General features: G+C 44.5%; 22 protein-coding genes. 9 read left to right on the forward strand and 13 right to left on the reverse strand.

From position 1 onward, the window contains the following. Positions 1 to 53: 53 nt before the first annotated feature. The 8 genes from MKHDV_RS08055 to MKHDV_RS08090 form a co-directional block, all read right to left on the reverse strand. The gene (locus MKHDV_RS08055) at positions 54 to 1,541 is read right to left on the reverse strand and encodes a UTP--glucose-1-phosphate uridylyltransferase (protein ID WP_160714084.1); all 1,488 of its coding nucleotides are present in this window, start codon (positions 1,539 to 1,541) and stop codon (positions 54 to 56) included. 186 nt (positions 1,542 to 1,727) lie between these two features. Next, positions 1,728 to 3,569, reverse strand: a complete 1,842-nt coding sequence (locus MKHDV_RS08060; protein WP_160714086.1) for a UbiD family decarboxylase — start codon at positions 3,567 to 3,569, stop codon at positions 1,728 to 1,730. A gap of 513 nt (positions 3,570 to 4,082) precedes the next feature. Further along, positions 4,083 to 4,577, reverse strand: coding sequence for a rubrerythrin family protein (locus MKHDV_RS08065; protein ID WP_160714088.1), 495 nt, complete (start codon positions 4,575 to 4,577; stop codon positions 4,083 to 4,085). 428 nt (positions 4,578 to 5,005) lie between these two features. After that, positions 5,006 to 5,503, reverse strand: a complete 498-nt coding sequence (locus MKHDV_RS08070; protein ID WP_160714090.1) for a rubrerythrin family protein — start codon at positions 5,501 to 5,503, stop codon at positions 5,006 to 5,008. A 268-nt stretch (positions 5,504 to 5,771) separates the two neighbouring features. Next, positions 5,772 to 8,198: a type IA DNA topoisomerase gene (locus MKHDV_RS08075; protein WP_160714092.1), complete on the reverse strand. Its 2,427-nt coding sequence runs from the start codon at positions 8,196 to 8,198 to the stop codon at positions 5,772 to 5,774. 42 nt (positions 8,199 to 8,240) lie between these two features. Beyond that, the gene (locus tag MKHDV_RS08080; protein ID WP_160714094.1) at positions 8,241 to 8,807 is read right to left on the reverse strand and encodes an RIO1 family regulatory kinase/ATPase; all 567 of its coding nucleotides are present in this window, start codon (positions 8,805 to 8,807) and stop codon (positions 8,241 to 8,243) included. Positions 8,808 to 8,970: 163 nt separating this feature from the next. After that, the gene (locus MKHDV_RS08085; protein WP_160714096.1) at positions 8,971 to 10,260 is read right to left on the reverse strand and encodes a 4Fe-4S dicluster domain-containing protein; all 1,290 of its coding nucleotides are present in this window, start codon (positions 10,258 to 10,260) and stop codon (positions 8,971 to 8,973) included. 277 nt (positions 10,261 to 10,537) lie between these two features. Beyond that, positions 10,538 to 10,831, reverse strand: coding sequence for a YciI family protein (locus MKHDV_RS08090; protein WP_160714098.1), 294 nt, complete (start codon positions 10,829 to 10,831; stop codon positions 10,538 to 10,540). Between the two features lie 380 nt (positions 10,832 to 11,211). On the opposite strand from MKHDV_RS08090, the gene MKHDV_RS08095 reads away from it, so the two are divergent. From MKHDV_RS08095 to MKHDV_RS08110, 4 genes are all read left to right on the forward strand, one after another. Then, positions 11,212 to 11,607 (forward strand): hypothetical protein, encoded by a 396-nt coding sequence (locus tag MKHDV_RS08095; RefSeq protein ID WP_160714100.1) that lies wholly within the window; start codon positions 11,212 to 11,214, stop codon positions 11,605 to 11,607. An 85-nt stretch (positions 11,608 to 11,692) separates the two neighbouring features. Beyond that, positions 11,693 to 12,085, forward strand: a complete 393-nt coding sequence (locus MKHDV_RS08100) for a MoaF N-terminal domain-containing protein (protein ID WP_216846889.1) — start codon at positions 11,693 to 11,695, stop codon at positions 12,083 to 12,085. A gap of 101 nt (positions 12,086 to 12,186) precedes the next feature. Further along, positions 12,187 to 12,600, forward strand: coding sequence for a MoaF C-terminal domain-containing protein (locus MKHDV_RS08105; RefSeq protein WP_216846890.1), 414 nt, complete (start codon positions 12,187 to 12,189; stop codon positions 12,598 to 12,600). An 11-nt stretch (positions 12,601 to 12,611) separates the two neighbouring features. Then, positions 12,612 to 13,037 (forward strand): hypothetical protein, encoded by a 426-nt coding sequence (locus MKHDV_RS08110; protein WP_160714106.1) that lies wholly within the window; start codon positions 12,612 to 12,614, stop codon positions 13,035 to 13,037. Between the two features lie 268 nt (positions 13,038 to 13,305). Here MKHDV_RS08110 and MKHDV_RS08115 read toward each other — a convergent pair whose 3' ends face one another. The 5 genes from MKHDV_RS08115 to phnD form a co-directional block, all read right to left on the reverse strand. Beyond that, complete coding sequence (locus MKHDV_RS08115) at positions 13,306 to 14,100, reverse strand: HAD-IIB family hydrolase (protein WP_160714108.1); 795 nt, start codon at positions 14,098 to 14,100, stop codon at positions 13,306 to 13,308. A gap of 136 nt (positions 14,101 to 14,236) precedes the next feature. Then, positions 14,237 to 15,034: a phosphonate ABC transporter, permease protein PhnE gene (gene phnE, locus MKHDV_RS08120; protein WP_160714110.1), complete on the reverse strand. Its 798-nt coding sequence runs from the start codon at positions 15,032 to 15,034 to the stop codon at positions 14,237 to 14,239. Beyond that, positions 15,027 to 15,815, reverse strand: coding sequence for a phosphonate ABC transporter, permease protein PhnE (gene phnE, locus MKHDV_RS08125; protein ID WP_160714112.1), 789 nt, complete (start codon positions 15,813 to 15,815; stop codon positions 15,027 to 15,029). Before phnE (MKHDV_RS08125) ends, phnE (MKHDV_RS08120) begins: the two co-directional genes overlap by 8 nt. Then, positions 15,812 to 16,603 carry a phosphonate ABC transporter ATP-binding protein gene (phnC, locus tag MKHDV_RS08130; RefSeq protein WP_160714114.1) on the reverse strand — a complete coding sequence of 264 codons (792 nt, stop codon included), beginning with the start codon at positions 16,601 to 16,603 and terminating at the stop codon, positions 15,812 to 15,814. Before phnC ends, phnE (MKHDV_RS08125) begins: the two co-directional genes overlap by 4 nt. 9 nt (positions 16,604 to 16,612) lie before the next feature. Beyond that, on the reverse strand, positions 16,613 to 17,623 hold the full coding sequence (phnD, locus tag MKHDV_RS08135; RefSeq protein WP_160714116.1) for a phosphate/phosphite/phosphonate ABC transporter substrate-binding protein: 1,011 nt from the start codon (positions 17,621 to 17,623) through the stop codon (positions 16,613 to 16,615). Between the two features lie 529 nt (positions 17,624 to 18,152). Between phnD and MKHDV_RS08140 the strand changes: the two genes are divergently transcribed. The 5 genes from MKHDV_RS08140 (at position 18,153) to MKHDV_RS08165 (ending at position 23,975) form a co-directional block, all read left to right on the forward strand. Then, on the forward strand, positions 18,153 to 18,887 hold the full coding sequence (locus MKHDV_RS08140) for an SIMPL domain-containing protein (RefSeq protein WP_160714118.1): 735 nt from the start codon (positions 18,153 to 18,155) through the stop codon (positions 18,885 to 18,887). Between the two features lie 46 nt (positions 18,888 to 18,933). Continuing rightward, positions 18,934 to 19,314: a rhodanese-like domain-containing protein gene (locus tag MKHDV_RS08145; protein WP_160714120.1), complete on the forward strand. Its 381-nt coding sequence runs from the start codon at positions 18,934 to 18,936 to the stop codon at positions 19,312 to 19,314. A 400-nt stretch (positions 19,315 to 19,714) separates the two neighbouring features. Then, positions 19,715 to 20,035, forward strand: a complete 321-nt coding sequence (locus tag MKHDV_RS08155; protein WP_160714124.1) for a hypothetical protein — start codon at positions 19,715 to 19,717, stop codon at positions 20,033 to 20,035. A 168-nt stretch (positions 20,036 to 20,203) separates the two neighbouring features. Continuing rightward, positions 20,204 to 21,403, forward strand: a complete 1,200-nt coding sequence (locus tag MKHDV_RS08160) for an NAD(P)/FAD-dependent oxidoreductase (protein WP_160714126.1) — start codon at positions 20,204 to 20,206, stop codon at positions 21,401 to 21,403. Between the two features lie 415 nt (positions 21,404 to 21,818). Continuing rightward, positions 21,819 to 23,975 carry a methyl-accepting chemotaxis protein gene (locus MKHDV_RS08165; protein ID WP_160714128.1) on the forward strand — a complete coding sequence of 719 codons (2,157 nt, stop codon included), beginning with the start codon at positions 21,819 to 21,821 and terminating at the stop codon, positions 23,973 to 23,975. Positions 23,976 to 24,042 lie beyond the last annotated feature (67 nt).

Raw genomic sequence — 24,042 nt, forward strand, 5'->3', positions numbered from 1 at the left:
CTATATATAAGTAAGATAGCTTAAAAAATATTGCAATTATCTATCGGGGATGACTACTTGATGTCTACTGTTCCTTGGAGCGTAATGTCTTCCGGCATTAGCAGAACATTGCCTGTCTGGTTGTCTATGTTGACGTCGCCTACGAGCGATATGGAAGGATTAAAGATAATATCGCCGGAGATACCAAGCTTAGTGCACGAGGCAAGAGATGGTACACCCTCTTTGAATTTTTCATAGATGTTGTCGAACTTGCTGTAGTATCGAGGATCGAGGTTTACCTGAAGGTTTTCCGCGATGTTTGCTTCATTTAATTTGAGCGTGCCGGAGGGATCGAGCAGGTAATAATCAGACATAACCTTGAGCAGATCGTCAGTGCGTTTAACTGGGATAAACCGGTCACGAGTCGTCACGATGGCCTGTGCGTTTACAAAATGAGAAATTGCTGCACCCATAGCACTTTCGATTTGATACACCGGAGTAGAGGATTCATCGTGCGGGTTTATTGTTTTTGGATTTAAAATAAGTGGAAGCTTTGGAAGTCCGGACTGATGCAGGGTGTTTTTCAACTCAATAAGGTTAATCCAAATATTGTTGGTGTTGAAAAGACGATGGCGTGTGATGTTCTGGAATTCTTCCAGATCGCACTTAGGACATTGACTGACTTCGCGTAAGATAAGGCGTCCGTTATTATGTTTTGCGAGATGTCCGCCTTTGCTGTCGTTTTCTGTGCGCTCAGTCACTTCCATAAGGAATGGAACTTGTTCTTCAGCCATGTAGCCCAACATGCGCATGTCTAACGTGGCGCCAAGGTTGTCTATGTTGGACACGAGTGCGTATTTGCGTCCCTGCCGAATAAGTGTTTCCAGCACACCGGAAAGATAGAGAGATGCGTAAATATCGCCGTGTCCCGGAGGGTTCCATTCGTATTCACGATTATCTGGATACTCAGCGGGCATCAATGTATCTTGACGTATTTTAGGAAACTTATGTTGAACAAAACAGAGCGGTAATTGGGATAACCCGCTCATGTGCCGTAATTCACTGAGCGTATCTTTATGCGTGTTGTAGCTGTTCATGAGTACCAGCGGAAGTGGACCGCCGTACTGTTCCTGCCATGCAATAGCCTGCTTAACTGTGATGTCCAGAAATGACATATGATCTTTGACAGGCAACAGGGATTTTGCAAACTGCATTCCCATGCTTGTGCCCAGCCCGCCATTCAATTTAATAGCAACGGCTTCGTGAGCAATAGTTTTTCCTGCTTCTTCGTATTTATCCAGCGCATCAATATGCTTGAGATGTGATTGCGTTATCGGTGAGATGTGCATCTCAGGAATATGCCCAGTCGCGAGTTCAGATACATCTGCTAAATAGCTTGTGAACAGGTCAATGACTTTAGCTGGTATTCCCTCTTCGCGCATTTTTTCGGCGTAAGCAGCGAGAGTGGATGCGGAATCATATTGTTGTTCCGGTGTATTTGAAAACTTTTCACTGCGAACAGTAGCTTTTGAAGGTGTGTTGCGAGAACCGGATGTAGTCATGTTGACTCCCTTTTCACAAAACTAGTTATATCTCACACGATACAATGGCATGAAATTACGGATGAATTTACCCACTACCACACTGAGGAGAAGCTGGAAGTATAATCTTTGTGAAAAAGGAGTTGTTTGAAGGCGGGGAATATAGAAAAAAGCCTGCGGTGAATGGCAACACCGCAGGCTTTTTATCTAAATGATATTATGCAGGCTGCCACCTTTGGCTGCCATTTTATCGACGGATTTCGTTATATCCGGATCTTCTTCCAGTGCCGGAGCGTGGAAGGATTTAAGTCTGGCGTCAATAACAACAGGTCCTGAACAACCCCAGTGTTTGCAGTGGGTGAATGATCCAGCGCCGTACATGTCTGTGGCAGGATCTGAACGGGTGAATGTTACCCAGAGGAAGTTGTCCCAGTTGGCAGCGGTAAAGTCTGCATCATCTGCAACAACGACAAGCGGGAGTGACTCGAGCTTGCCGATGCTTTTCAGATGTTCTGCAAGGCGGAACATTGCGTCGTCGTGCTCGTCACGTGCAGCGGTATGTTTAGGCCCTTTGACAACAATCACACCGGACATGAACATTTTCGTATCACTGAAACCTTCCGGCAGAGTGAAGTGAGATGGAATACTTGAACCAAGGGTGCGTTTTACCGGACCGCAAGCTGTCCAAATAATTTTGGAACCTTGGTTAAGGCTGATTCCTGTGTAATCGAGTGTGTCGATTGTCGTGCGTGTTATGAAATGGAAGTCACGCGCAAAATCGGTACGCTCAAGTATATGTGTGAAAAATTCTTTGTAGTTATGGGTGGTAAGCCCTGGGTTATCTTCTTTTGCTGCAAGGATTACGTATTTTGAAAGCGAAGTCTGTGTTGTGCCGAGCAGTGACAGACCACAGGTGATGAGTTCCTGCGGTTGACGTTCTTCTGCGTACGGGACATATCGTTCACTACCAATGGCAAGAAGGAGCGGATGTACACCGGCTTGATCAACTGCGTGTACCTCGTGCACACCGTTGAAAACTGTAGGCACAAGCTCTGCGGTGAGGTCATGAATAAATTCACCGAATACTGTATCTTCCTGTGGAGGGCGTCCAACAGTGGTGAACGGCCAGACAGCATCGTTGCGATGGTAGACATTGTCTACATGCATGAGCGGGAAGTCGTGCGCAAGGCTGTAGTAGCCCAAGTGATCGCCGAATGGTCCTTCAGGCTTCTGTTCGTTAGGGTGGATTGTGCCGCTGATGCAGAAATCTGCTTCAGCAAGGATAGGGAGCTGACCTTCGCGGTTGATCATAGGCATACGGAATCCACCGAGGGCACCGGCAAAGATCAGTTCTGCAATGCCTTCTGGGAGCGGCATAATAGCTGCCATTGTCATGGCAGGAGGGCCACCTACAAATACATTTACTTTGAGTGGCTCATTACGACGGATTGCTTCGGCATGGTGGTAGCCAATTCCGCGATGAATCTGGTAGTGCAAGCCAATTTCTTTATCTTTTTCAAACGGAGCACCTGTAAGCTGGACACGGTACATGCCAATGTTTGAATTCATGAAACCTGGTTTGTCCGGACTTTCTGTATATACCTGCGGCAGAGTGACGTAGCCGCCACCGTCCATAGGCCATGAATGCAACTGCGGGAGTTGGCTCACAGTGGTGGTGTTGTCCAGTACAGGTCCAGTTTTCACTTTTTTAGGTATTGTGGAGTACCCAGCGCGTGGAACACCAGCATACTTCCACGGGTGCTTGAAGAAATCGAACGGATCAACCTTCAGCTTGAAAATGCCTTCCAGTGCACCCAACGTGTCGCGGAAGATCCAACGGGTGCGTTCCATGGTGCCGAAGATGTTGCAGACCATGGGAAATTTGGTACCTTTTACGTTGGTGAACATGATTGCAGGTGCTTTTGCTCGAAAAGCTCGGCGCTGGATTTCAGCCACTTGCAAATGCGGGTCAACTTCGTCATGGATGCGGATGAGCTGCCCACTTTGTTCCAGATCAGCAATAAGCTGCTGTGTATTTCTGTATCGCAAAAGAACTTCCTTTTATATCAAGCTGGGTTGAAGAAAACACTACTAGTATACCAAAATTGTGTGCCGCGTGCAGTGTAAGAACTCTGCAGATTGCGGCGTCCCCTAAGGTTCTGATTCCCCACGAGTTGGGAAATTAGCCTGCGGTAGACTGGCGCTACGGAAAACATTTTCAAAAGTACTCGCTGAAGTACCGGCGCCCGCGCCTGTGTGCTGTACAGATTTATTATGGCTGTAACGGGAGGGCGTTGTCCATGTTCTGTATTCTTGGTTTGTCGTAATGATACTACGTATGAAGATTTTGCGGAATAATAGAGTAAAGCATGTCTACCCGCAAGAAACTTGAGTGCAGATGTATGGAATGATGGAAGACCCCAGCAGCCACGCCCATTCTTATATAAAAACCCCTCTCTATCACGTTGATAAAGAGGGGCTTGCGCTCAGTTCAGTAAGAGGTGCCAGTGGCAGTAACTCTTTCTACTGGTACCGGAAACAAATCCGGTTTTATTATCTATATTAGTCTACTTTGTTGTACGCAGAAGCTGCTGCACCACAAATTGGACATTTTTCAGAAGTTTCACCTTCGTGGGTGTGACCACAAACGGAACAGTTGTAGTAATCTACGTCTACTGGGTTCTCAATGTTCTCAAGAGCTTTAGTGTAGAGACCAGCATGAATTGCTTCAGCTTTGTTTGCAAAGCCGAAGTAACGTGCTGCTACTTTTTCGCCTTCTGCTTCAGCGTCTTTGATCATTGCAGGGTACATGTTTTCAAACTCGTGAGTTTCACCAGCGATTGCATCTTTGAGGTTAGCAACGGTGTCACCGAGTTTGCCAGCGTTACGAAAGTGTGCATGTGCGTGGATGGTTTCTGCATCAGCAGCAGCACGGAAGAGTTTTGCAACCTGAGGATGACCTTCTTTTTCTGCTTTTTTAGCGTAAGCAAGGTATTTACGGTTAGCCTGAGATTCGCCAGCAAAAGCAGCCATGAGATTTTCAAGAGTCTTGGACATTATTCACTCCACAAGTGTGTTTATTTGTTGTTTAGATATACCTTAACAGGAATGATTACTGTTTATATTTCTCAATCAAGTTTGTAAAGTAAAAAATAACTTTTTTATATAGTTCTATTTTTTTCCGAAAAAATTTATCTTCTGAGCATTACAAAACATTCAGCGTAGTATGTTTTGTAATAGTAGGGAAAAGGTTTGCTGGAAAACCCTAATTTGCCACAGGACAGAGGTTATCCTTAAAGCGTCTGGCACTAAAGGTTTCCCAGCAAACGGGTAGAATCGACGTACGTTGTCTGTTGGAAAGTCTTCCGCAGCAATGTATATGCGTCACCTAAAAAGAGCAGGAACCTGAATACAAGTGGAGTTGTACAGGTTCCTGCTTTTGTATTTCGTTATCAGCACATATTTATGTTGGCAGCGTATAAGTGCTAGTCTACTTTGTAAAACGCTGAAGGGGATGCGTTACAGATAGGGCACTTATCACCTTCAAACGGCCCTTCGTGTGTGTAGCCGCAAACAGAACAGTTGTAATAGTCGGTTTCTACCGGATTATCTACGGTATCCATCATTTTTTGATACAAGGTTGCATGCACCTCTTCTGCCTTGTTGGCATATTGGAAGAAGCGAAGTGCTGCTTTTTGCCCTTCAGCTTCAGCGTCCTTGATCATTTCGGGATACATATTTTTAAATTCATGAGTTTCGCCTGCGATGGCATCCTTGAGGTTTTCAAGAGTGGTACCTATCTGTCCTGCATTGCGAAGGTGTGCATGTGCGTGGATGGTTTCAGCATCTGCTGCCGCACGGAAAAGTTTTGCAACCTGTGGATGGCCTTCCTTTTCTGCTTTAGCAGCGTAGGCAAGGTATTTACGGTTTGCTTGTGATTCACCTGCAAATGCAGCCATCAAATTTTCAGCAGTTTTACTCATGGGTTACTCCGTCAGATTTGTTGTTAAGCAACTTGTTAATAGGAATCATTACTGTTTATAGAAAAGAAGTGTTCTTGTAAAGCGGAAAAAGAACTTTTTCTAATTTTCTCTAGCTGTTGAATGCAATACAAGGTGCATTCTTAAGAGTGTAACGTACCTCTGTTATGTCTTATTACCAGTATTTATTGATTTAAATTTTATTTGGTGAAGCTCCATAAAAAAAGCCCACAATACATTGTGGGCTTATGTTTTTTTATAAGAGGGCTGTTTAATCCTGCGAAGATGCGTCAGCAGGTTCTTCATTTAATGGAGATTGTGGTGATGATGGTAGTGTTGCTACTTCATCATTCGCTGGAGGAGGCATGCAATCTTCTTGTCCAGGAATTGGCGATGGCGGCGGCATATCTTCGGGGTCGACACCGTCGTATGGTGCAGCTTCTTGAAACGATTGAAACGGTTGACCCTGTTGCGCAGATTGAGCCGATTGGGACTGCTGACTCGGCGCAAATTGGCGCGGGGAATTGTCAAATTCCAATTTAACCTGACCAAGCTCTATCTTTAAATAGGCAGAGTATTCTTTGCCTGCTTTGGAGATGAGATTTAGTGGTTCTGCTGTGCGCCCTTTGGTGAGCAATTCATCAACGATTGTTTTGTCGATGGCTCTGCCAAACATATTTTTCCAAATAACGAAAAGGCAACCGCCGTCGTCACGTTTCCAGTTTGAGCAGGCGTATCGTTTGTCCAGATCAGTAACTTCGCCGCCACAGAGCGGACATTTTCCGTCCGGTTCCCGTTCTCCGACTTCCTTGGCCTTCATTGCCAGTAGAATCGGCGCAACGCTTCTATCTTTAATATTATGGATACTGCCCGCAACAAGATGACGGATGGAATGCATGAACTCTGGATAGGTGGCAGTGCCGCCTTCAATGTCCTTGAGTTTCTTTTCCCATTGACCGGTCATTTCAGGGGAAACGATATCGGGCAGCATGGCAGAGATAACTTCAATAGCTTCCTGACCGGAAGTTGTTGCCTGAAGTTTTTTGCCGTTTCTTGCAATGTACTTGCGTGAAAGCAGGGTTTCAATAACCTGTGCGCGAGTTGCCGGAGTGCCAAGCCCACGCTCTTTCATTGCAAGACGAAGCTCTTCATCTTCTACAAATTTACCGGCTGTTTCCATTGCACTCAGGAGAGATGCATCAGTAAAATGTGCGGGTGCTTTAGTTTGCCGTTTTACGGTATCAATCGTCTGTGTATCTACAGTGGTACCTTTACGGAGGGACGGCAGAGGGTTGTCCTGCGCGGTTCTCCAAGGTTCGACCACAAGCCAGCCTTTGTCTTTAAAGACTTTTCCTTTTGCAATGAACAAATGTTCACCCACGAGGACGCGGATGGTGGAGGACTGGTACACAGCTTCCTGACTGAATGCTGCAATAAATCGACGGCAGATCATTTCATAAATTTTTTGCTCATCACCGGAGAGTTGAAGAATATTTGCCTTGCGGGCTGTGGGAATGATGGCGTGGTGATCGGTAACTTTTTTATCGTTCACACACGGAAACTTTTTACCGTCTTTAATTCTATTCACCGCCGGAACTGTTTCCTCTTTATATAAAGGATAGATTGCGCGGAAATAGGTGAGGATTTCTGCAAACAGTTCTTTAGTTAAATGGCGTGAATCAGTACGTGGATAGGTAATAAGTTTTTTTTGCTCGTACAACGCCTGCGCAATGCCGAGCGTGTCCTTTGCAGAAAGCCCGAAACGGGTGTTTGCTTCACGCTGAAGTGTTGTGAGGTCAAACGGGAGCGGTGGTTTTGTGGTGCCTTTACGGCTTACAACGCCTTCGACTTTACCTGCTTTGTCTTTACATTCCGTGACTACTTTTTGAGCGCGGGATTCAAAGTTTATGCGTGTTTCCTTTTCATCTTCAGGCAGATGATGGGTCGCGGAAAAACACTCAGCGGGGGCTTCCTGTTGTGCGCCGGATTCTGGATCAATTTCTTTGGGCGCACTCGACTTATCAGGACGGCAGAAGGTAGCTTCAACAGTCCAGTAGTCTTTGGGCTCAAAATGGTCGATTTCATTACTGCGTTCAGTAAGCAGCCTGAGTACAGGAGTCTGCACACGTCCTACAGAAATGAGACGGTTAGCTTTTACCGTGAATAAGCGGGAAAAGTTCATGCCTATCAGCCAGTCAGCTTCAGCTCTGGCAAATGAGGCAAGCCCGAGATTTCGTTTTTTCGAGTCAGGCATGAGCTTGTTTAAGCTCTTTTTCAACCCTTCTTCGGTCATGTCGTTCGCCCACAGACGCTTCACAGGCTTGTCGCAGCCTGCCATGAGGTAAATGCGGCGGAAGATAAGTTCACCTTCGCGCCCAGCATCCGTTGCGTTGACAATGTTAGACACATTCTGATCGTTCAGTAAACGATTGAGAACTGCATATTGACGTTGACCTTCTTTAAGGACGGCAAGTTTAAATTTTGGGGGAATTATCGGCAGTTGGCTTATGGTCCATCGACCCTGCCATGCTTCATGCTGTTCTTCGGGTTCAGCAATGCCTACAAGGTGTCCCACTGCCCAACTGACAATGTGTGTGGCACCTTCTAAATAGCCTTCCTTGCGGTTGGTGGCGTTTACATGCGGGGCAATTTCGCGGGCAACCGAGGGTTTTTCTGCAATAATAAGTGTCTTTGGCATTATCTGACACAGGTAGGACGAACAGGGCTCGGCGTCAATGAGCTATTTGATACCCCGCAACTTTTGAAACATATCAGAAAGTTTTAGCGGTAGAGATGTCTTTGTCCAGCGTTTTTCAACCTCTTGGCGGAACTGGAGGCCTAAGTGCTTTTCAATCCGGTAAAGAACGCCGGAACGACCCCGAGATACAAAGACAGAATCGCAATACCCTTCAAGGTCAATGACGTAAATTTCTTTGTCTTTGTAGAGAAAGTTTCTGTAATGAAAGTCGAAAAAGATAATTCCTGAATTGAGGATTGACGCTATCAGTTCAACGAGTCTTGATTCAACGGTTTGGTCATTGGTGTTGTCCAGATATTCTTCAAGCGTTGGTGCGTCAATTTCTTGTGTTACGATTTTGTATTTTTCAGCAGCAGTTATCGAAGGTGTGTTTAACCCAACATTCTGTAATCTTTTAGCAATATGAGCAAAGTTGAGTCCTGGATACTTTCGTAGATGCAGCCAGTATTTAAGCTTTAACTCAAATTTAGGAGTAAAAATCTTGATATACTGTTTTTTTTCTTCATCGTAATAAACTGAACGGTTTTTTTCTTTTTTGAGACAGGTCATTGCAAATCCTTTCTCTACTGATAACGAGCGGCATAGGCTCAGTATTCAGTGCCCCTGACGGGAAAGATTTCCCTATGGGCAGGGCGTTTAATACGCCTAGATACAATGAGTGCAATGAAAAATCTCTTAGTTTATATTAAAAGAGGTTAATAAATGGTTAAGTTTAAGACATAAAGCGTAAGGCATCTAAAAATCGGGATCGCAGCTTGTCGCTCATGAGGCCTTTTTTAACAGGAGGTAGTTTGAGAAAACCACCAAGAACGGCGCGCATGAAGTTCTCTGCCTTACTATTAGGGTTGTCGAACAGTAGGTTTTGCAGAGTGTCTCGTTCCAGTGACTGAAGAATCGCGCGCTCGAAGGTGTCTTCGGGATGAATGACACGCTTTGTGGACTTTTCCAGTACTAAGGCTTTGGGCTTGCATTTTAATGCGCAGACGCCACAACCAAGACAGCGATCTTCGTCGATGATTGCTAGCTTTTTAGGGCGATTCTCGCCGATGACAGCTCCGGTGCGTTTCTGCATGGTAATGGCATCAACCGGACATGCCTTAGCGCAGAGGCCGCAGCCTATACAGTCTTCGTCGCTGCATGTGACAACAAACGAAGATGACACCAGAATATTGGTGTATCCGGTCTTTTTGATTCCGTTCATAAGGTTACAACAGCAACCGCAGCAGTGACAGATGAAGCCTACATCTTGCTTCACATTATCTGCTGTGAGAGTGAATCCCATGTCTTTGGAACGGTCGAGGATATCGTACATTTCGTCTTTGCTGGAGCGGCGTGCGAGATTGTTTCGGATCAGAAATTCTGCTCCTTCGCCGATAGTCGTACAAGTATCCAATGGAACAGTGCATTTCTGTTCGCCTAGATGATGTTTTTCATGTCGACACGAGCATAACCCAACAGCAAAAGACGACTGAGCATCAATGAGTGCGGCCGCGCGTTCATAATCCAAAACTTCAACATGCGAATCTGCAATGATGGTCTCTTCGTGCGGCAAAGCGCGCATGACCGAAATTTTCTGCCCGTCAGCAAAGTTTGCATCCAAAAATTCTTTTTTCCCGAACATGTACCCTTGAAAGAGTTCTGCCCATTTTTTTTGCGGCAAATTCGGACCGGTACGCATCATCGTAAATTCAAAGAATCCGACAACAAAAGGGCTGACCATGTATTCGTACTGATTGCCGTTCCATATGTCGCAGACAAGTCCCTTTTTACACAAGCCGTCGAGCATGAAGCGGAGTTTGGTTTCATTGAGACCAGTCGTGCCTGCAATGCGTTCCAGTGTTGCCGGTCTGTATGGCATTGCTACAATGAGTTCTGCTTCAGCAGGAGTGTAGAGATACGTAACCATCTCTTTCATGGCATCATTCCAAGGCATACGTACTAGAGAGCCGTCGAGTTTTTCTCCGAGTTCTTTGTAGATATCTTTTGCAATGATGTGTCCCATGATGTCGTCCTTCTAAGCTGAAAATGTGTCTGTGCTAAGGGCTGCTTGTAAAGCCAGTCAGTCTTTTTAGGCAGTGACCTGAATTGACAAGGAACGAGTATAAGATCTGTGTTCTGTTCGCGTCAGTTGTAGCGGTGTCTGTATCTTGCTCAATAGCATATTGTCCGGGAAGAGGTGTTTTCCCCTCTGGAGCTCGCGAAAAACCTCTGGATTGGAGCAGATTCTCCTGCTCCACCACTGTCATTTTATCAGAAGATGGTTTGTTCATTGTCATCAATTACGCGTCTTCTCGCATCGCCTCAAGACCTTCGCCTACCATTGTCGGAATAAATTCCTGAATTTCGTAAGTTGCAAGTTTTTCTTTGTGGAACGGGTCAAGCTCGAGCACTGCGTCAAGTGCTTCGCGGGATTCGCAGCGAGCCAGAATTATGCCGCCTGTACGGGGAACTTTTCTGCCTGATGCAACAAAGTTTCCCAATGCATACTGTTCCTTCAGATAGGCAACGTGTGCTGCTAAGTGTGCATCAACTTGAACCATTTCACATGTGTACGTGAGAGATACGATGAACATATAGATATCCTTTTTCAGTATGTTACGCTTTTTTATATGAGTACTTATTAGTGGAAAATTCTTTGCGCATTTTAGGAAGTTGGTTTTTGAAGTCAAGAAACGTTTTTAAGAATAACTACGAAAGCAGTATGTTATGTGTGGTTGAAATACATATTGTAATATCGACAAGTGGTTGCATTTTTATTGTTGTAATACGCTAAAAATAGTTATTTTTTAAAGTTGCTTTAAAAATAGTATGTAATTGCAATGTACTAGTCTTTTTTTCATTATTATATACTGAAATCTAAATTATTTTTCTATGCCTATACTATCTAGTGCATATCTTTTTATGTCACTTTAAGACAATTAAATCAGACCGTATCTATAACGGGGGAAAAAGTATGTTAAAGAAATATGGTATATTATTAGCTATTTGTGCAGCATTGTTCATGGTTGGTTGTGGTAGCGACAAATCTGCTACAGACACAAAAGCTCCTGATACACAGCAGGAAGTACAACAAGATACAGCTCCTGACACAATGCAGAAAGATCAGATGGACAACAAAGATGCTGGTGTAGAAAAAGCTATGCCTGAGGAAAATGTTGATAAAGGCATGTCACAGGACAAGATGATGCAGGACGGTGCTGACAATAAAGATATGGGCACTGATACCATGAAGAAAGATGATAGTTCCATGAAAGATGACATGGATAAAACTATGCCTGAAAAAAATAGCTCTGAAGAACAGAATACCTCTGAGCAGAACAATTCAGTAACAGGTATGCTGAACACATAGTTTGTGAAGGAACAGGAAACGGGGGCTCTGTTTCCTGTTCTTCATGACGAACAGTTCCTCTATTTAGAGCATGTGAGGTTTGTTCATGAAACAGCGAGTGTTTGGTCTTCTGTTGCTCTTGTTTGTCCTGTCAGGGTGTAATCTTTTTCATTCCAAGATTACGCCCAGTCAACTAGTGGGGCAGACAGTAATTGTGACACTGGAGTCGGGGGCATTTCCTGATTCTACTATTACGATGCAGTTTCTTTCTTCCAAAGATATTGTGTGGAGGCTTACAGGAAATTTGGGTAATTCGACTGGTGCAGCGGATTATCTGATTTCCAAGGTAAATCCCAAAACCATTTTAGTGACATGGCGAAGCGATCGAGCACACGTCAGTTATGTTGTCACAATGGATTTTGATTCAGAACGATGTTTTTTGGTGCGGGTTGATAAAGGACAGAATTTATTATCCGAGGGCGTTGTTGCATTCGAGTAGTTCAGGGTTCTTAATGGATAAGTACATAGTGGGTGTAGTTATGCGTAAAATTCCCATTCTACTGTTTTTTCTATTTTTTTGTGCAAATTACCGCATGCGGTATGGCGCAACAGGTGGATATCCAACCGGATGATCTGATAGGAAAGACTCTGACAGAAACATGGCGGAGAGGAAGCTTTGTAGGAGCTTCCTACAAAACAAGTATTCTGACGCCAACTTTAATGCGATGGTATGCACTAACCGGAAATTTGAAAGGCAAAAGTGAAGAAGTAAAGTACGCGTGCACAAAAGTTGGACGTGAAATTTTACAGGTGTCATGGCGTGAAGAAACAACGGGTTCTCAGGCAATTGTAACCTACAATTTTAAGACAATGAAAATGTTTGGTGTGATTGTGGAGAGCAAGCGAGATTTTCTGTTGCAGGGCACTTTTACGATAGAGCAAAGTAAAGACGAAATGAAAGACAGAAAAGACTTACCGGAGTTGTTCAAAGAAGAAGCGACAAATGAACAATAGGCGGGGTGGTTATGAAAAGGCTGTTAGTAATTTTAATGCTGACGTTGGTTTTTGCGACTGTAAGTAATGCAGAAGAGGACGAAACCGTTACGGTTCAGCAGGATAATACGATATCAATGCAGGATTTAGTTGGTAGAACTATTTCCTATACTTGGCAGACCGGACCTTTTAAAGGTGCTTCCCATTTGTTGCTCATTGTTGATCCTAATACCATGCAACTCTCTGTTGAGTCCGGCATGAAGATGGCAAATCCCAGCACTATCAAGTTTGATGTAGTGCAGGTTGACGATGAGGTCTTTTATCTTACTTGGCGAAGCGAAGAGTATGCTCAGACACTTGTTATGACGCTTAATTTTAAAACGAATATGATCTATGAAGTGGTTGTAACAGAGAAAATAAATTATTTGTCAGAAGGACCATTTGTATTGAAAAATTAAATGGTCAATTGAAGAGCTGATCTATCCCTTCAGGATGTGTTAGTTGTTTCAGTATAGGTATAAAAAAAAGCCCTCATTAAGAGGGCTTTTTGTTTTTTAAGGAAGAGATTTCGGTGCATCTATGAAAAAAAATATTCTTAAGATGAATTGAGATTGATGATGAGCCGTAAACTTCATTTGGGAAGAACTATATAGTCGAGAGAGCATTTCTTCTGCGAAGGTTATTGCATTGCCCTTATCAGCCGGAGGCATCTCGACAGGACACCCGCTATTTGATTGCCAGCAATCCTTCAGCAATCTGGGCAAAACCAGCGCCGCCGCGTTTTTCAGTAATCCATGATGGTTTATGTTCAATGGTATCTTCAAAATCAAGTACGTTTGCCACACCCACAGAGTTAGGGAAGTAGCCGAACATAGGAGCATCGTTTGGAGAGTCGCCAGCATAGACAACTTGCTCGCGCACAGCTTCTAGCTCAACATTGAACTCATCTTTAAGGATACGGGCAGACATAGCGAGTTTGTCGTACTGTCCAAACCATGCGTTTACATGGATTGAGCTGATTTTTGCGGTTGTTCCAGCACTTGTACAAATTTCTTTTATTTTGTGTACGGCTTCTATTGAAAGAGCAGGAACATCTTCGCAAAAGTCGATTGCGATATCTGTTTCGCGGTATGGCTGATCCGCAGAAATTGCACAGCCGGGTACTTCTTCCACTACCAGCTCGCCAAGTTCAACGAGTTTGGTTTTGTGCTGAGCGCGCAGTTCGTCTGCGGTAGCATAGCGGCGAATCATTTTCTTAGATGCATCGTCGTAGCGGAAGTAGAATGCGCCGTTCTCGCCCACAACTCCATCAACAGGCCACATGCGAGCAATTTGGTCGCACCAGCCTGCAGGGCGTCCGGTAATGGGGATGACAACAAAGCCATTTTCACGCAGCTTTTCTAAAGCGGTGTAGGCTTCAGCGCGCAGGCGACCTTCGTCTGTGAGGGTGTCGTCAATATCGGTAAGAATATAGCGGATGTTTTGTTTAACATCTGCTGGCATAGTAGAAAAAGGCTTCATGAAAAATGCGTTCCCCGGGTTCTTCTCGGAGTCAATAATGAGAAAAATCCCTTAAAAAAAGAGGGCAAATAACTTTGCCCTCTTCTTGTTTGTAATCTGTAAATGCATGCTGCACTTACTACACAGTTTCGTTGTCCTAGATAATGCTTTGACGAATCTTGGTAACAACTACTTCTGCAACAATAACGATGGAGAAGATGCACAGCAAAATGAGTGCAACCTGCTGCCAACGGAAGAGGTTTAGCGCGGTATCAAGTGCAACACCGATACCACCAGCACCTACAAGGCCGATAACAGAGGATTCTCGAACGTTAATGTCCCAACGGAAGAGTGCGAGACCCCAAAATGCTGGAGCAACCTGCGGCCAGTAACCTTTAAGAAGGATACTAACGGTTGGAGCACCGGCAGCGCGAAGCGCTTCGATAGGGCCCTGATCTACTTCTTCCAGTGCTTCCGCGAGCAACTTGCCACAGAAACCGATGGAACGGAAGCCGATAGCAAAGGTACCAGCCAAAGCACCAGGTCCAAAGATTGCTACAAACAAAATAGCCCATACAAGTGAGTTTACTGTACGTGAAGAAACAAGAATGAACTTACCACACCAGTTAAGAACTGGAGATTTGGTAATGTTGTTTGCAGAAAGCAATGCAACCGGCACTGCTAAGAACAACGCGAGGACGGTGCCAAGCGATGCAATGTTCAGTGTTTCGATGAGTGCTTCGTGAATATTTTCTTGAGTGTATGACGCAAAGTCAATTGGCCACATGCGGGTAAATAAATCCTGCAACTGGTATGGTGCGTCGTAGAGAAATTCTGGAATAATCTCTACTGTACTCAGAGAAAATACAAGCAGGGAAACTACGCAAAGATACACCGTAAAGCGGGCAAGGCGCTGCCCGGGAGTGAAGCGTTCCCATGTCATAGTATCAGTCATTGAAAATCGCCTTTATCTTTACGGAAAGAAGTTCGCTAAGCATGATAAGTGCAATGATTGACATAAGAATCGCTGCGAGGAAATCATAATCAAAGCGCTGGAATGCAGCAAACAAAGTACCGCCGATACCACCAGCGCCGACAATACCAACCATGGTAGAGTTACGTAAGTTTGCATCGAACTGGTAGGTGGCAAAACCGATGAATCGGTTAAACACCTGAGGGAGTACTGCAAAAACAATCACGCTCATAAAAGGCGCACCAGCAGCTCTGATAGCTTCAACAGGCTTCAAAGATATTTCTTCAATAGCTTCGGCAAAAAGTTTGCCGATAAAGCCGATTGAAAGGAAGATCAGTGTAAGAATACCTGCAAGCGGACCAAAACCAACTGCTTTAACGAAAAGAATCGCAAAGATAACCGGGTGGAATGAGCGACATACTGCAATAACAGTACGAGCAGGCCATGTAACCCAGTCCGGCATAAGATTTCGTGCAGCACACATACCGATAGGCAAAGAAAAACCAATACCGAAAGCAGAAGCAATTACTGCAATTTCGATGGTTTCAATCAAGTTGCCAACAAGTAGTTTCCAACGCTCAAAGTTTGGCGGGATCATTTCGCCAAGAAAGTCAGCACCGTTCCCAAGACCATTAATGAAGCGTACCCACGTAAAATCAAGTGCATTCAAAGCATAGAAAACATAACAGGCCAGGACAAGCCAGCCGAGTCGTGTTTTTATACTCGCTTTGAATGGAGATTTTCTTTGTGCATCCGAGGTCATGAGAGCCAGTCCTCACCGCCATAAATTTCAGATAAGTGGCTGTCTTTGAGTGCAGATGGTGGACCATCAAAGATGATTTTACCTTTACTCATACCGATAATACGGTCGCAGAAGCGTTTAGCAAGGTTCACATCATGGATGTTGATGAGTACAGGAATGTGTTCAGTAGAAGAAACCTTCTTGAGCAGTTCCATAATCTCAACAGAAGTTTTCGGGTCAAGTGAGCTTGTTGGTTCGTCTGCCATAATGACGGCAGGGCTCTGCATCATTGCGCGAGCAATACCAACACGCTGACGCTGACCGCCAGAAAGACTGTCTGCACGCTGTGTTGCAAACTCACCAAGACCTACGTGGTCGATAAGTTTAAACGCGCGGGCAATGTCAGTTGGTTCAAATTTACGAAGCCAAGCACGCCAAACAGGAATGTATCCGAGACGACCACAGAGTACGTTTTCGATGACGGATAAGCGCTCAACGAGGTTGTATTCCTGAAAAACCATGCCGATGCGACGGCGCGCAAGGCGCAGTTCTTTACCAGAGCAGGTAGTAAGGTCGTGGCCAGCTACGGTGATGGAACCTTTAGTCGGTTCGATAAGGCGGTTGATGCAGCGCAAAAGAGTGGATTTACCGGTACCGGAAGGTCCGATAATACCAACAGTTTCTTCGCCAGAAACTTCAAAAGAAAGACCTTTAAGAACAGGTTTTCCTTTTACATATTCCTTTTCCAAATTCTCGATCAAAAGGGAACGAGTTTCCTCGTTCCCTTTAATGGTATTTTCAACAGGCACGTATGACTCTTATTTCTTTTTAGCTTTTTTGGCTTTTTTAGCTGCTTCTTTAGCAGCCATTTTTTTCAGGCCTTCAGCATTGTAGCTAGTGCCAGTTGCATCAGCGATGTCGCGAATAACTTTCCAATCAGCCTTGTAGGTGATTGGGTAGAAACGATCAGCGCCGTGGAATGACTTCTGCATGGACTCAGGGAAACGGTAGGTGCTGAATGCGCCAACGATTTTCTGAGCAAGCGGAGCACAAAGCTGGCTTGAGTAACCGAAAGATGAGGTAGGGAATTTAGGGCTGCGGTATACGATGCGAAGAGCATCTGCTTTAACGCGGCCAGCGGCTACCATGCGGTCATATACATCAGAAGCAACTGGTGCTGCATCGTAGTCACCATGTACTACACCGAGAATAGACTGGTCATGTTTACCGGAGTAAACAACAGTGTAATCTGCATCAGGTGTAATGCCTTCATTAGGGAAGATAGCACGTGGAGCAAGGTTACCGGAGTTAGAAGAAGCAGATGTGTGTGCTACTTTCTTACCCTTAAGGTCAGCTAAAGACTGGATAGGGCTGTCTTGTGGTACTACAACGATAAGGTTGTAGCCCTGGAAGCCTTCCGGGTAGCCTTTAACAGCCATTGGTACATAACCTGCGAGGTTAACAGCAAAACCGGTAGGGCCGGTTGAGAAACCAGCAATGTGAAGTTTGCCGGAACGCATTGCTTCAACTTCAGCAGCGTTAGACTGTACGGTGTAGTAAATTACACGCTTGCCGGTTGCTTCTTCGAGGTATTCCTGGAAATCAGCAAAAGCATCTCTGTAAACAGCAGGGTCTTCAACAGGAGTGTAGGTGAACACCAACGTGCTAGGATCCTTACACTCGTCAGCAGGAGCGAGGTCAGCAACGAGGTCTTTGTCCTCATCACAGTATTTGGAATCCAAACCACTACGGTTGGTGCAGTCTGCAGCGAGAGCAGGAACAGACGCTAACAGAAATGCCATGGCAACAAGCAACATAATTTTTTTCATGTGTTTCTCCAGCATAGAGCTAAGCAATTCGCACTACCAGAACAGTGTGCGATACATCGTTAAACGAAAAAAACTCGAACGACCTATTCTTCGCCTCTAATAGAGTATGTAACCGGTTAAGACAATAGAATCGGAAAAAGTTTTTCAAGTTAGTGGTTAGAAACATGTCAAAATTATGTCAAAAAAATAACAAGAAGATTATTTATTAATGTATGTTATCTGTTCTTATTGGTACGAGGATACAATGTGAGAAAATGTTGAAAGAAATTGCACAAATCGGGTGGATAATAGCTCCTAAATTGTAGTTTTTGTGAACACTGTTCCAATAGGTGTTGCTGTAATGGCAAAAGTTAGCGTCAGGAATCTTTTAATGATAGCTTTACTCTTTTTTGCAGCTAGAAAATTTTGTGTAGCCAAAAAACACATTGAAAAAATATGAACTTTTGAGAAGAATGCGTATATAGTAACGCAGTGCAAAGCCTACTTTGTGCGGCGTCTGAAAATCTTAGAAATAATCAGGAGAAAACGTATGCGATATATTTCAGCTTTTATTGTTTTTGCTTTATTGTTGGCACCGGTGTTCACCCAGACCTCTTCGGCAGCGCCGGAGCCTCCGAAACAGATTATTTTGAATGAAACTGGCAAATCTAAAGTTATGCCGACATCCGGTACTCTTTCTTTTTCTCAGGTGACTGTTGTGCTTCTTAAACAGGATCAGGGTAAAGCTCTGACTGCACAGGAAGCAAAAGATAAACTTGCTGAGCAGGCAAAAGCATTAACGGGCACCATTAAAAAGAATTTGGAGTTTGCAAAGTCCTTCACTAAAGATTTTGATGCAAATGCGTCCTTTTCCCCTCACTACAAGCGGATAGATTCTCAAAATACGATTATTGGCTATCAGGTTCGAACCAGCTACTCAATTACAGTACTTGATCTTAAAAAAGCTCAGGATGTAACTCAGGCTGTTTTGAAAAGTGGTGTGGAAGAAGTTTCACAGCTCTATACCCTGATTGATGAAGCCTCCCGTCGCACATGTGAGAAAGAAGCGTTAAAACAGGCTGTTGAGCGTGGTAAAGAACGTGCTGAAGTTATGGCAATGTTGATGGATAGCAAGCTTGGTGGAATCAACACTGCAGTTATCAATTCAGATGCTGCACCGCGTATGTACTTGGCAAAATCTGCTATGGTAGCAGATGAAAACATGTACGAGCCGCAGGCATCTACATGCAGTGTACGTGTTGAGCTTGTCTTTTCAGTCAAATAGCTTTCAAAGACAACCGGTAGATAACATTGCAGGGTAGCCGCAACATATGAAGAGACTACAGATTGTTCTGGTATTGGGGTTTTTGCTGCTTGCAGTAACTGCGCAGGCACAAAAGGTTATTGATGCTTCTCCGGTTGAGGTGCATGACTACATTAATACGACAACAGAGAAGTTTCTTATTCTCGATGTGCGAACCATTCAGGAATATTCTGAAGGGCATATTGCGGGTGCGGAATTTTTCCCTGTTTCAGCATCCAGCTTTAAACGTTCTGTGTTCAGTCTGCCCAAAAATGTAACGTATGTAGTGTATTGCCGTTCCGGTAATCGCAGTCAACATGCAAAAAAGATTATGAAAGATGCGGGGCTTTCGCTCATACATCTTGATGGCGGAATTCGTGCTTGGAAGCGAGCCGGATTTTCGATCTAAAAATAGATACGATACCAAGAGCGCGGTCAAATCAGGCCGCGCTTTTTTGTTACTCGATTTCTGTGTAATCGCGTAATTTGAGGCGTGAAATGATGAAGCTATCGATAATCATCTGGGTAAGGTAAAAAACTAGAATTGGAAATATCGAGGTTGGATGCGTCCCTGCATACGTCACGCTCCACAACGCCACAGAGAGCGACATGGGTTTTTCTGAGGTTATGAATATGGAGGTGACTTAATACTGAGTCATTTTTGGTATAAGTGTCGTTAACTGTGCTTAATAATTCTTAACTACATAGTCTGTTTTACTGTGAGGGATGATTAATCGTAAGCAATGGGTGGAGTTCTGCTGTTTCTGTCCGAAGGGTGTGGTAAAATTGTCACCAAAAAGGGGCAAAAAATGTACGACGACTATGCACGGATTAAAGGAATTGAATATAATGTGTTGCGTACTGATGTTCAGAATCCTTCTATAAAAGAACGGGAAGAATACTGTAAAGTGGTGCGCACTGCTCTTGAAGAAATGTTTCCTAATGCTGATGTACTTGTAACAAATACAGAGGCACCTGAGCGTATTTACTTTATTACAGACGGCACAACTTCGGCGGATACATGGGTTCAGGAATATGGAGATACTGAAATTAGAGCCATCAGTAGAGTTGCATGGGAACAGGCATTGGAAGATGATAAAAAAAATGCTGAAGCATGTGACCGACTGTAGCCATAAATTTACATTGTTATAAAGAGCCTTCCTAAATAGGGAGGCTTTTTTTGTGGATCACGAGGGAGCAAATTCAACGGATTTATAGCTTGGGGAGCACAATATACAGGTCGTCCGGCCGTTATTTTCGTATTATAGGGCAAGTCCTTTTACATAAGGGGGAGTGTTATGAGTACGCAAAGTAAAGAGTGTCGTTTGACTGTTGGTGGTTGTGTGAACTCTGTGCTGGCTCAGGCTCGGCTACGCATTCTTATTGTCGGTAACGGCATAGCAGGTAGTACGCTGGCAGCGTTGCTGTATCAGCACGGCGAAACTCCTGTAGTTGTTGAGCGAGGAAGTAAAGATGATGCAGGTGGGTATGCTCTCGGTTTGTATCCTTTAGGCGCGCGAGTTCTGCATGGGCTTGGTATGTACCGCAGGTACCGGCAGATAAGCCGGAGAATGGAGCGGTATGTACTGCACGAGTCAACCGGTGATGTGTTGAAAGAATTTCCGCTGGCCGAATTCACAGATAGGTACGGGGATATCCGCGGAGTGGATAGGGGCTTATTACTTGCTTTGTTACGAAGCACCGTTCCCCAGGAAAACGTATTCTACAATACAACGGTTCAGCATATACAGAACAACCCTCATGGTGCCGTTGTGACTTTTTCTGATGGTTCAGCGCATGAGTTTGATCTTGTTGTCGGAGCAGACGGGATGCATTCAGAGGTTCGAGGAATGATCTTTTCCCAAAATGAGTTCGCATACAAGGCGACGGGCTGGGGTGGCTGGGGCGTGTGGCGTTCCTTGGAAGGTTTTGATGAAGCGACTTATAGAGAACTGTGGGCTGATGGTTGGTTTATCGGACTCTATCCAGTCCAGAACAAGCTTGCCGTTTTTTTGGGCGGAAATAAGAAAGAACTCTCTACAACCACAGCCGCAGAGTTTGTAGAGATGCTGCGCAAGAAATTACCTGCCGGAATCCTGCATTCTGCCTTGCAGTCTTTGGAAGGGCTTGATTATGCATATTTTTGGGACATGGAAGATTGCCGTGCAACACAATGGTTTTCTAAGCGCGTTGTGCTGTTGGGGGATTCCTCGACTGCCTTTTTACCTACTGCGGGTATAGGCGCGTCTATGGCGATGAACTCAGCGTCTGTTCTTGCAGATGAATTGTCTCGTACTGATGTAGAGTATCTTGCTTTAGCATTGGAAAAGTATGTAATACGCCAAAAGGAACGGGTTGAAATGGCACAGAAGAACTCTCGTTTCCTTGCAAAACTAATGTTTCAGAACTCTTTATCTACCTCTGTAGTACGTAACTACTTAGTAAAGATGTATTCACTTCAGGGGTTATTGAAAGGTATCGGTAAAATAATGCGTTGAGTTAACCTCATAGTAATTAAGAGGTTAACTCTATATGTTGGATTATTGCAACGATACAGTGCGTTTTTTCTAGTAATGTTATCTATTTGTTAGCCGATAGGAAGATGTCGGCAGATTTTGCTGACGTATGTGCTGAATATAGAGCCATATTTCCATAGTGGTAATATGTGAATAAACACTTAGTTTTTCAAAGCTCACTTGGATAACAGTCAGTATAGACGTATGCTGACTGTTTTGTTGACAATATTAAAGGCATAAGAGGGCAGTTGATGCTTTTTATAGCATCAAGTCTGGATTATTGCGACCGGCACAATGGCTGAAACATGGGGTGGTTATTCCCTTTGCTTATCCACGGTTAACACAAATGAACAGGCACTGGGGGCAGTGACGTTCGTATTTGTTAGAAGGGTATACTATGTTCGATCGCATGAAGTTTAGGAATAAGATTATTCTTTGTTTGTGTATTGCAATGTGTGTTGTTTTTGGCGTGTATTCATTCCAGCTTTCTGGAGAAGCACGTGACATGTCTGTTGCACAGGCAAAGGCACAAGCTAAGCTTGTTGGGGGGAAATACGGTAACGAGGTAAAACTGGAGATCGAAGAAGCGCTTAACGTCTCACAGACATTGATCGAAGTTATCCGGTCAATGCGCACCAATCCTGAGACAATGGATCGAGACGTAATCGATACCATGATGAAAGAGTCTATTCGTAACGGTGAATCTTTTTATGGTATTCAGGCAGTATTTGAGCCGAACGGTCTTGATGGTCGTGACGCTGAACATGCTGGCAAACGTGAGTGGTGGGGGGCAGACGGACGATATGGTCCATATTTCTGGAAAGCTAACGGAACATTTAAGGCTGAAGATTTAACACAGCACAGTCCTGAAACAAACAGAAGCTGGTACATGGAACCTAGAGACAAACGTTCTATTGTACTAACAGAGCCATATTTTGCACCTGTTGCGAAAAAATACATGGCTACCATCTGTGTTCCGTTGTTTGAAGCAGGAAAATTCTTAGGTATTGTCGGTGTCGATTTTACCTTGTCTTCATTTGACGAGATGATTCAGCGAATTAAGCCGATGGGCACAGGGCGTGCTGCAATTATGTCTACAAGCGGCTACCTTGTAGCGCATCCAAATCCGGATCTTGTAGGCAAGAACATTACAGAAGCATTTTCTCCTGAAGATAGAAACAAGGTAAGTAATGCCGTAAAGAACGGAGAGTTTCTCCAGTTTACAGCAGTATCTCCTTTGGACGGCAAAGAGAACATGTACGTTTTTGAGCCGATCACTATTACAGGAACAGACAGCCCTTGGAGTATCCTCGTTATTATCCCTACAGAGACTATTCTTAAGGACGCAAACGAGTTTCTTAATTTCAGTTTGATTTTCTCAGTTATAGCAATCTTGCTTATTTCATTGGTGATTTTTGGTATTGTCACTTATCTCACCAAGCCGTTTGCATTATTGATTAAAGCTACACAGGATGTTTCAGCTGGTGATTACAATGCATTGCCGGAGGACGACCGTTTCTCTAGTGAGTTTCTGACATTGCATCTTGCCATGAAAGACATGGTACTCAAGCTGGTGCAGAATATGCGCATGGCTGATGATAAAACACAGGAAGCCGAGACTAAAAGCCGCGAGGCCGAGGTTGCTTTGGGGCAGGCTGAAGAAGCCCGTGCTCAGGCTGAAGTTGCAAAGCGTGAAGGTATGCTTCAGGCGGCATCACAACTTGAAGGTATTGTTATGCAGATTTCTTCTGCCTCTGATGAACTTGCAGCTCAGGTTGATGAAGCAAGCCGTGGAGCTGATGTTCAGCGCGAACGCACGACAGAAGCTGCTACCGCAATGGAACAGATGAACGTGACCGTTCTTGAAGTTGCACAGAACGCAGGTCGGGCAGCTGAAAGTGCTGATGAAGCCCGTGTTAATGCAGAGTCCGGTGGAGAAATTGTTGAAGGCGTGGTCAAATCGATTCAGCGTGTGAACGAAGAGGCGCGTAGACTGGAATCCGGTTTAGGTGATTTGGGTGTACAGGCTGAAGGTATCGGTAACATTATGAGCGTTATTTCTGATATTGCAGATCAGACTAACTTACTTGCCCTCAATGCTGCGATTGAAGCTGCACGTGCAGGTGAAGCAGGTAGAGGCTTTGCTGTAGTAGCGGATGAAGTTCGTAAACTTGCCGAAAAAACCATGCAGGCAACCTCTGAGGTTGAGCGAGCAGTATCTGCAATCCAGCAAGGAACCCGCGAAAATATCGTAGGTATGCAGGGTGCAGTTAAAACCGTTGGCTCAAGTACAGAACTGGCTGAACAGGCCGGTGAAGCCCTTGGTGCTATCGTCCGTATCGTAGAAGATACTTCTGATCAGGTGCGAACAATTGCTACCGCTGCTGAAGAGCAGTCTGCTGCTTCTGAACAGATTAGTCAGAACACAGAAGAGGTGAACAGAATCGCTGGTGAAACTGCTGAATCTATGAGTCAGTCAGCATTGGCGATGACAGAACTTGCGCGTCTTTCCGGTGAATTATCACAGGTAATTGAAGGATTGAAACGCGTTTAGACGATAAACACTGCTATTAAAAGAGCCTGACACATTGGTGTCAGGCTCTTTTTTTGTCTGTTGATCA

Source organism: Halodesulfovibrio sp. MK-HDV, assembly GCF_009914765.1.
In the GTDB taxonomy this organism is placed as follows: domain Bacteria; phylum Desulfobacterota; class Desulfovibrionia; order Desulfovibrionales; family Desulfovibrionaceae; genus Halodesulfovibrio.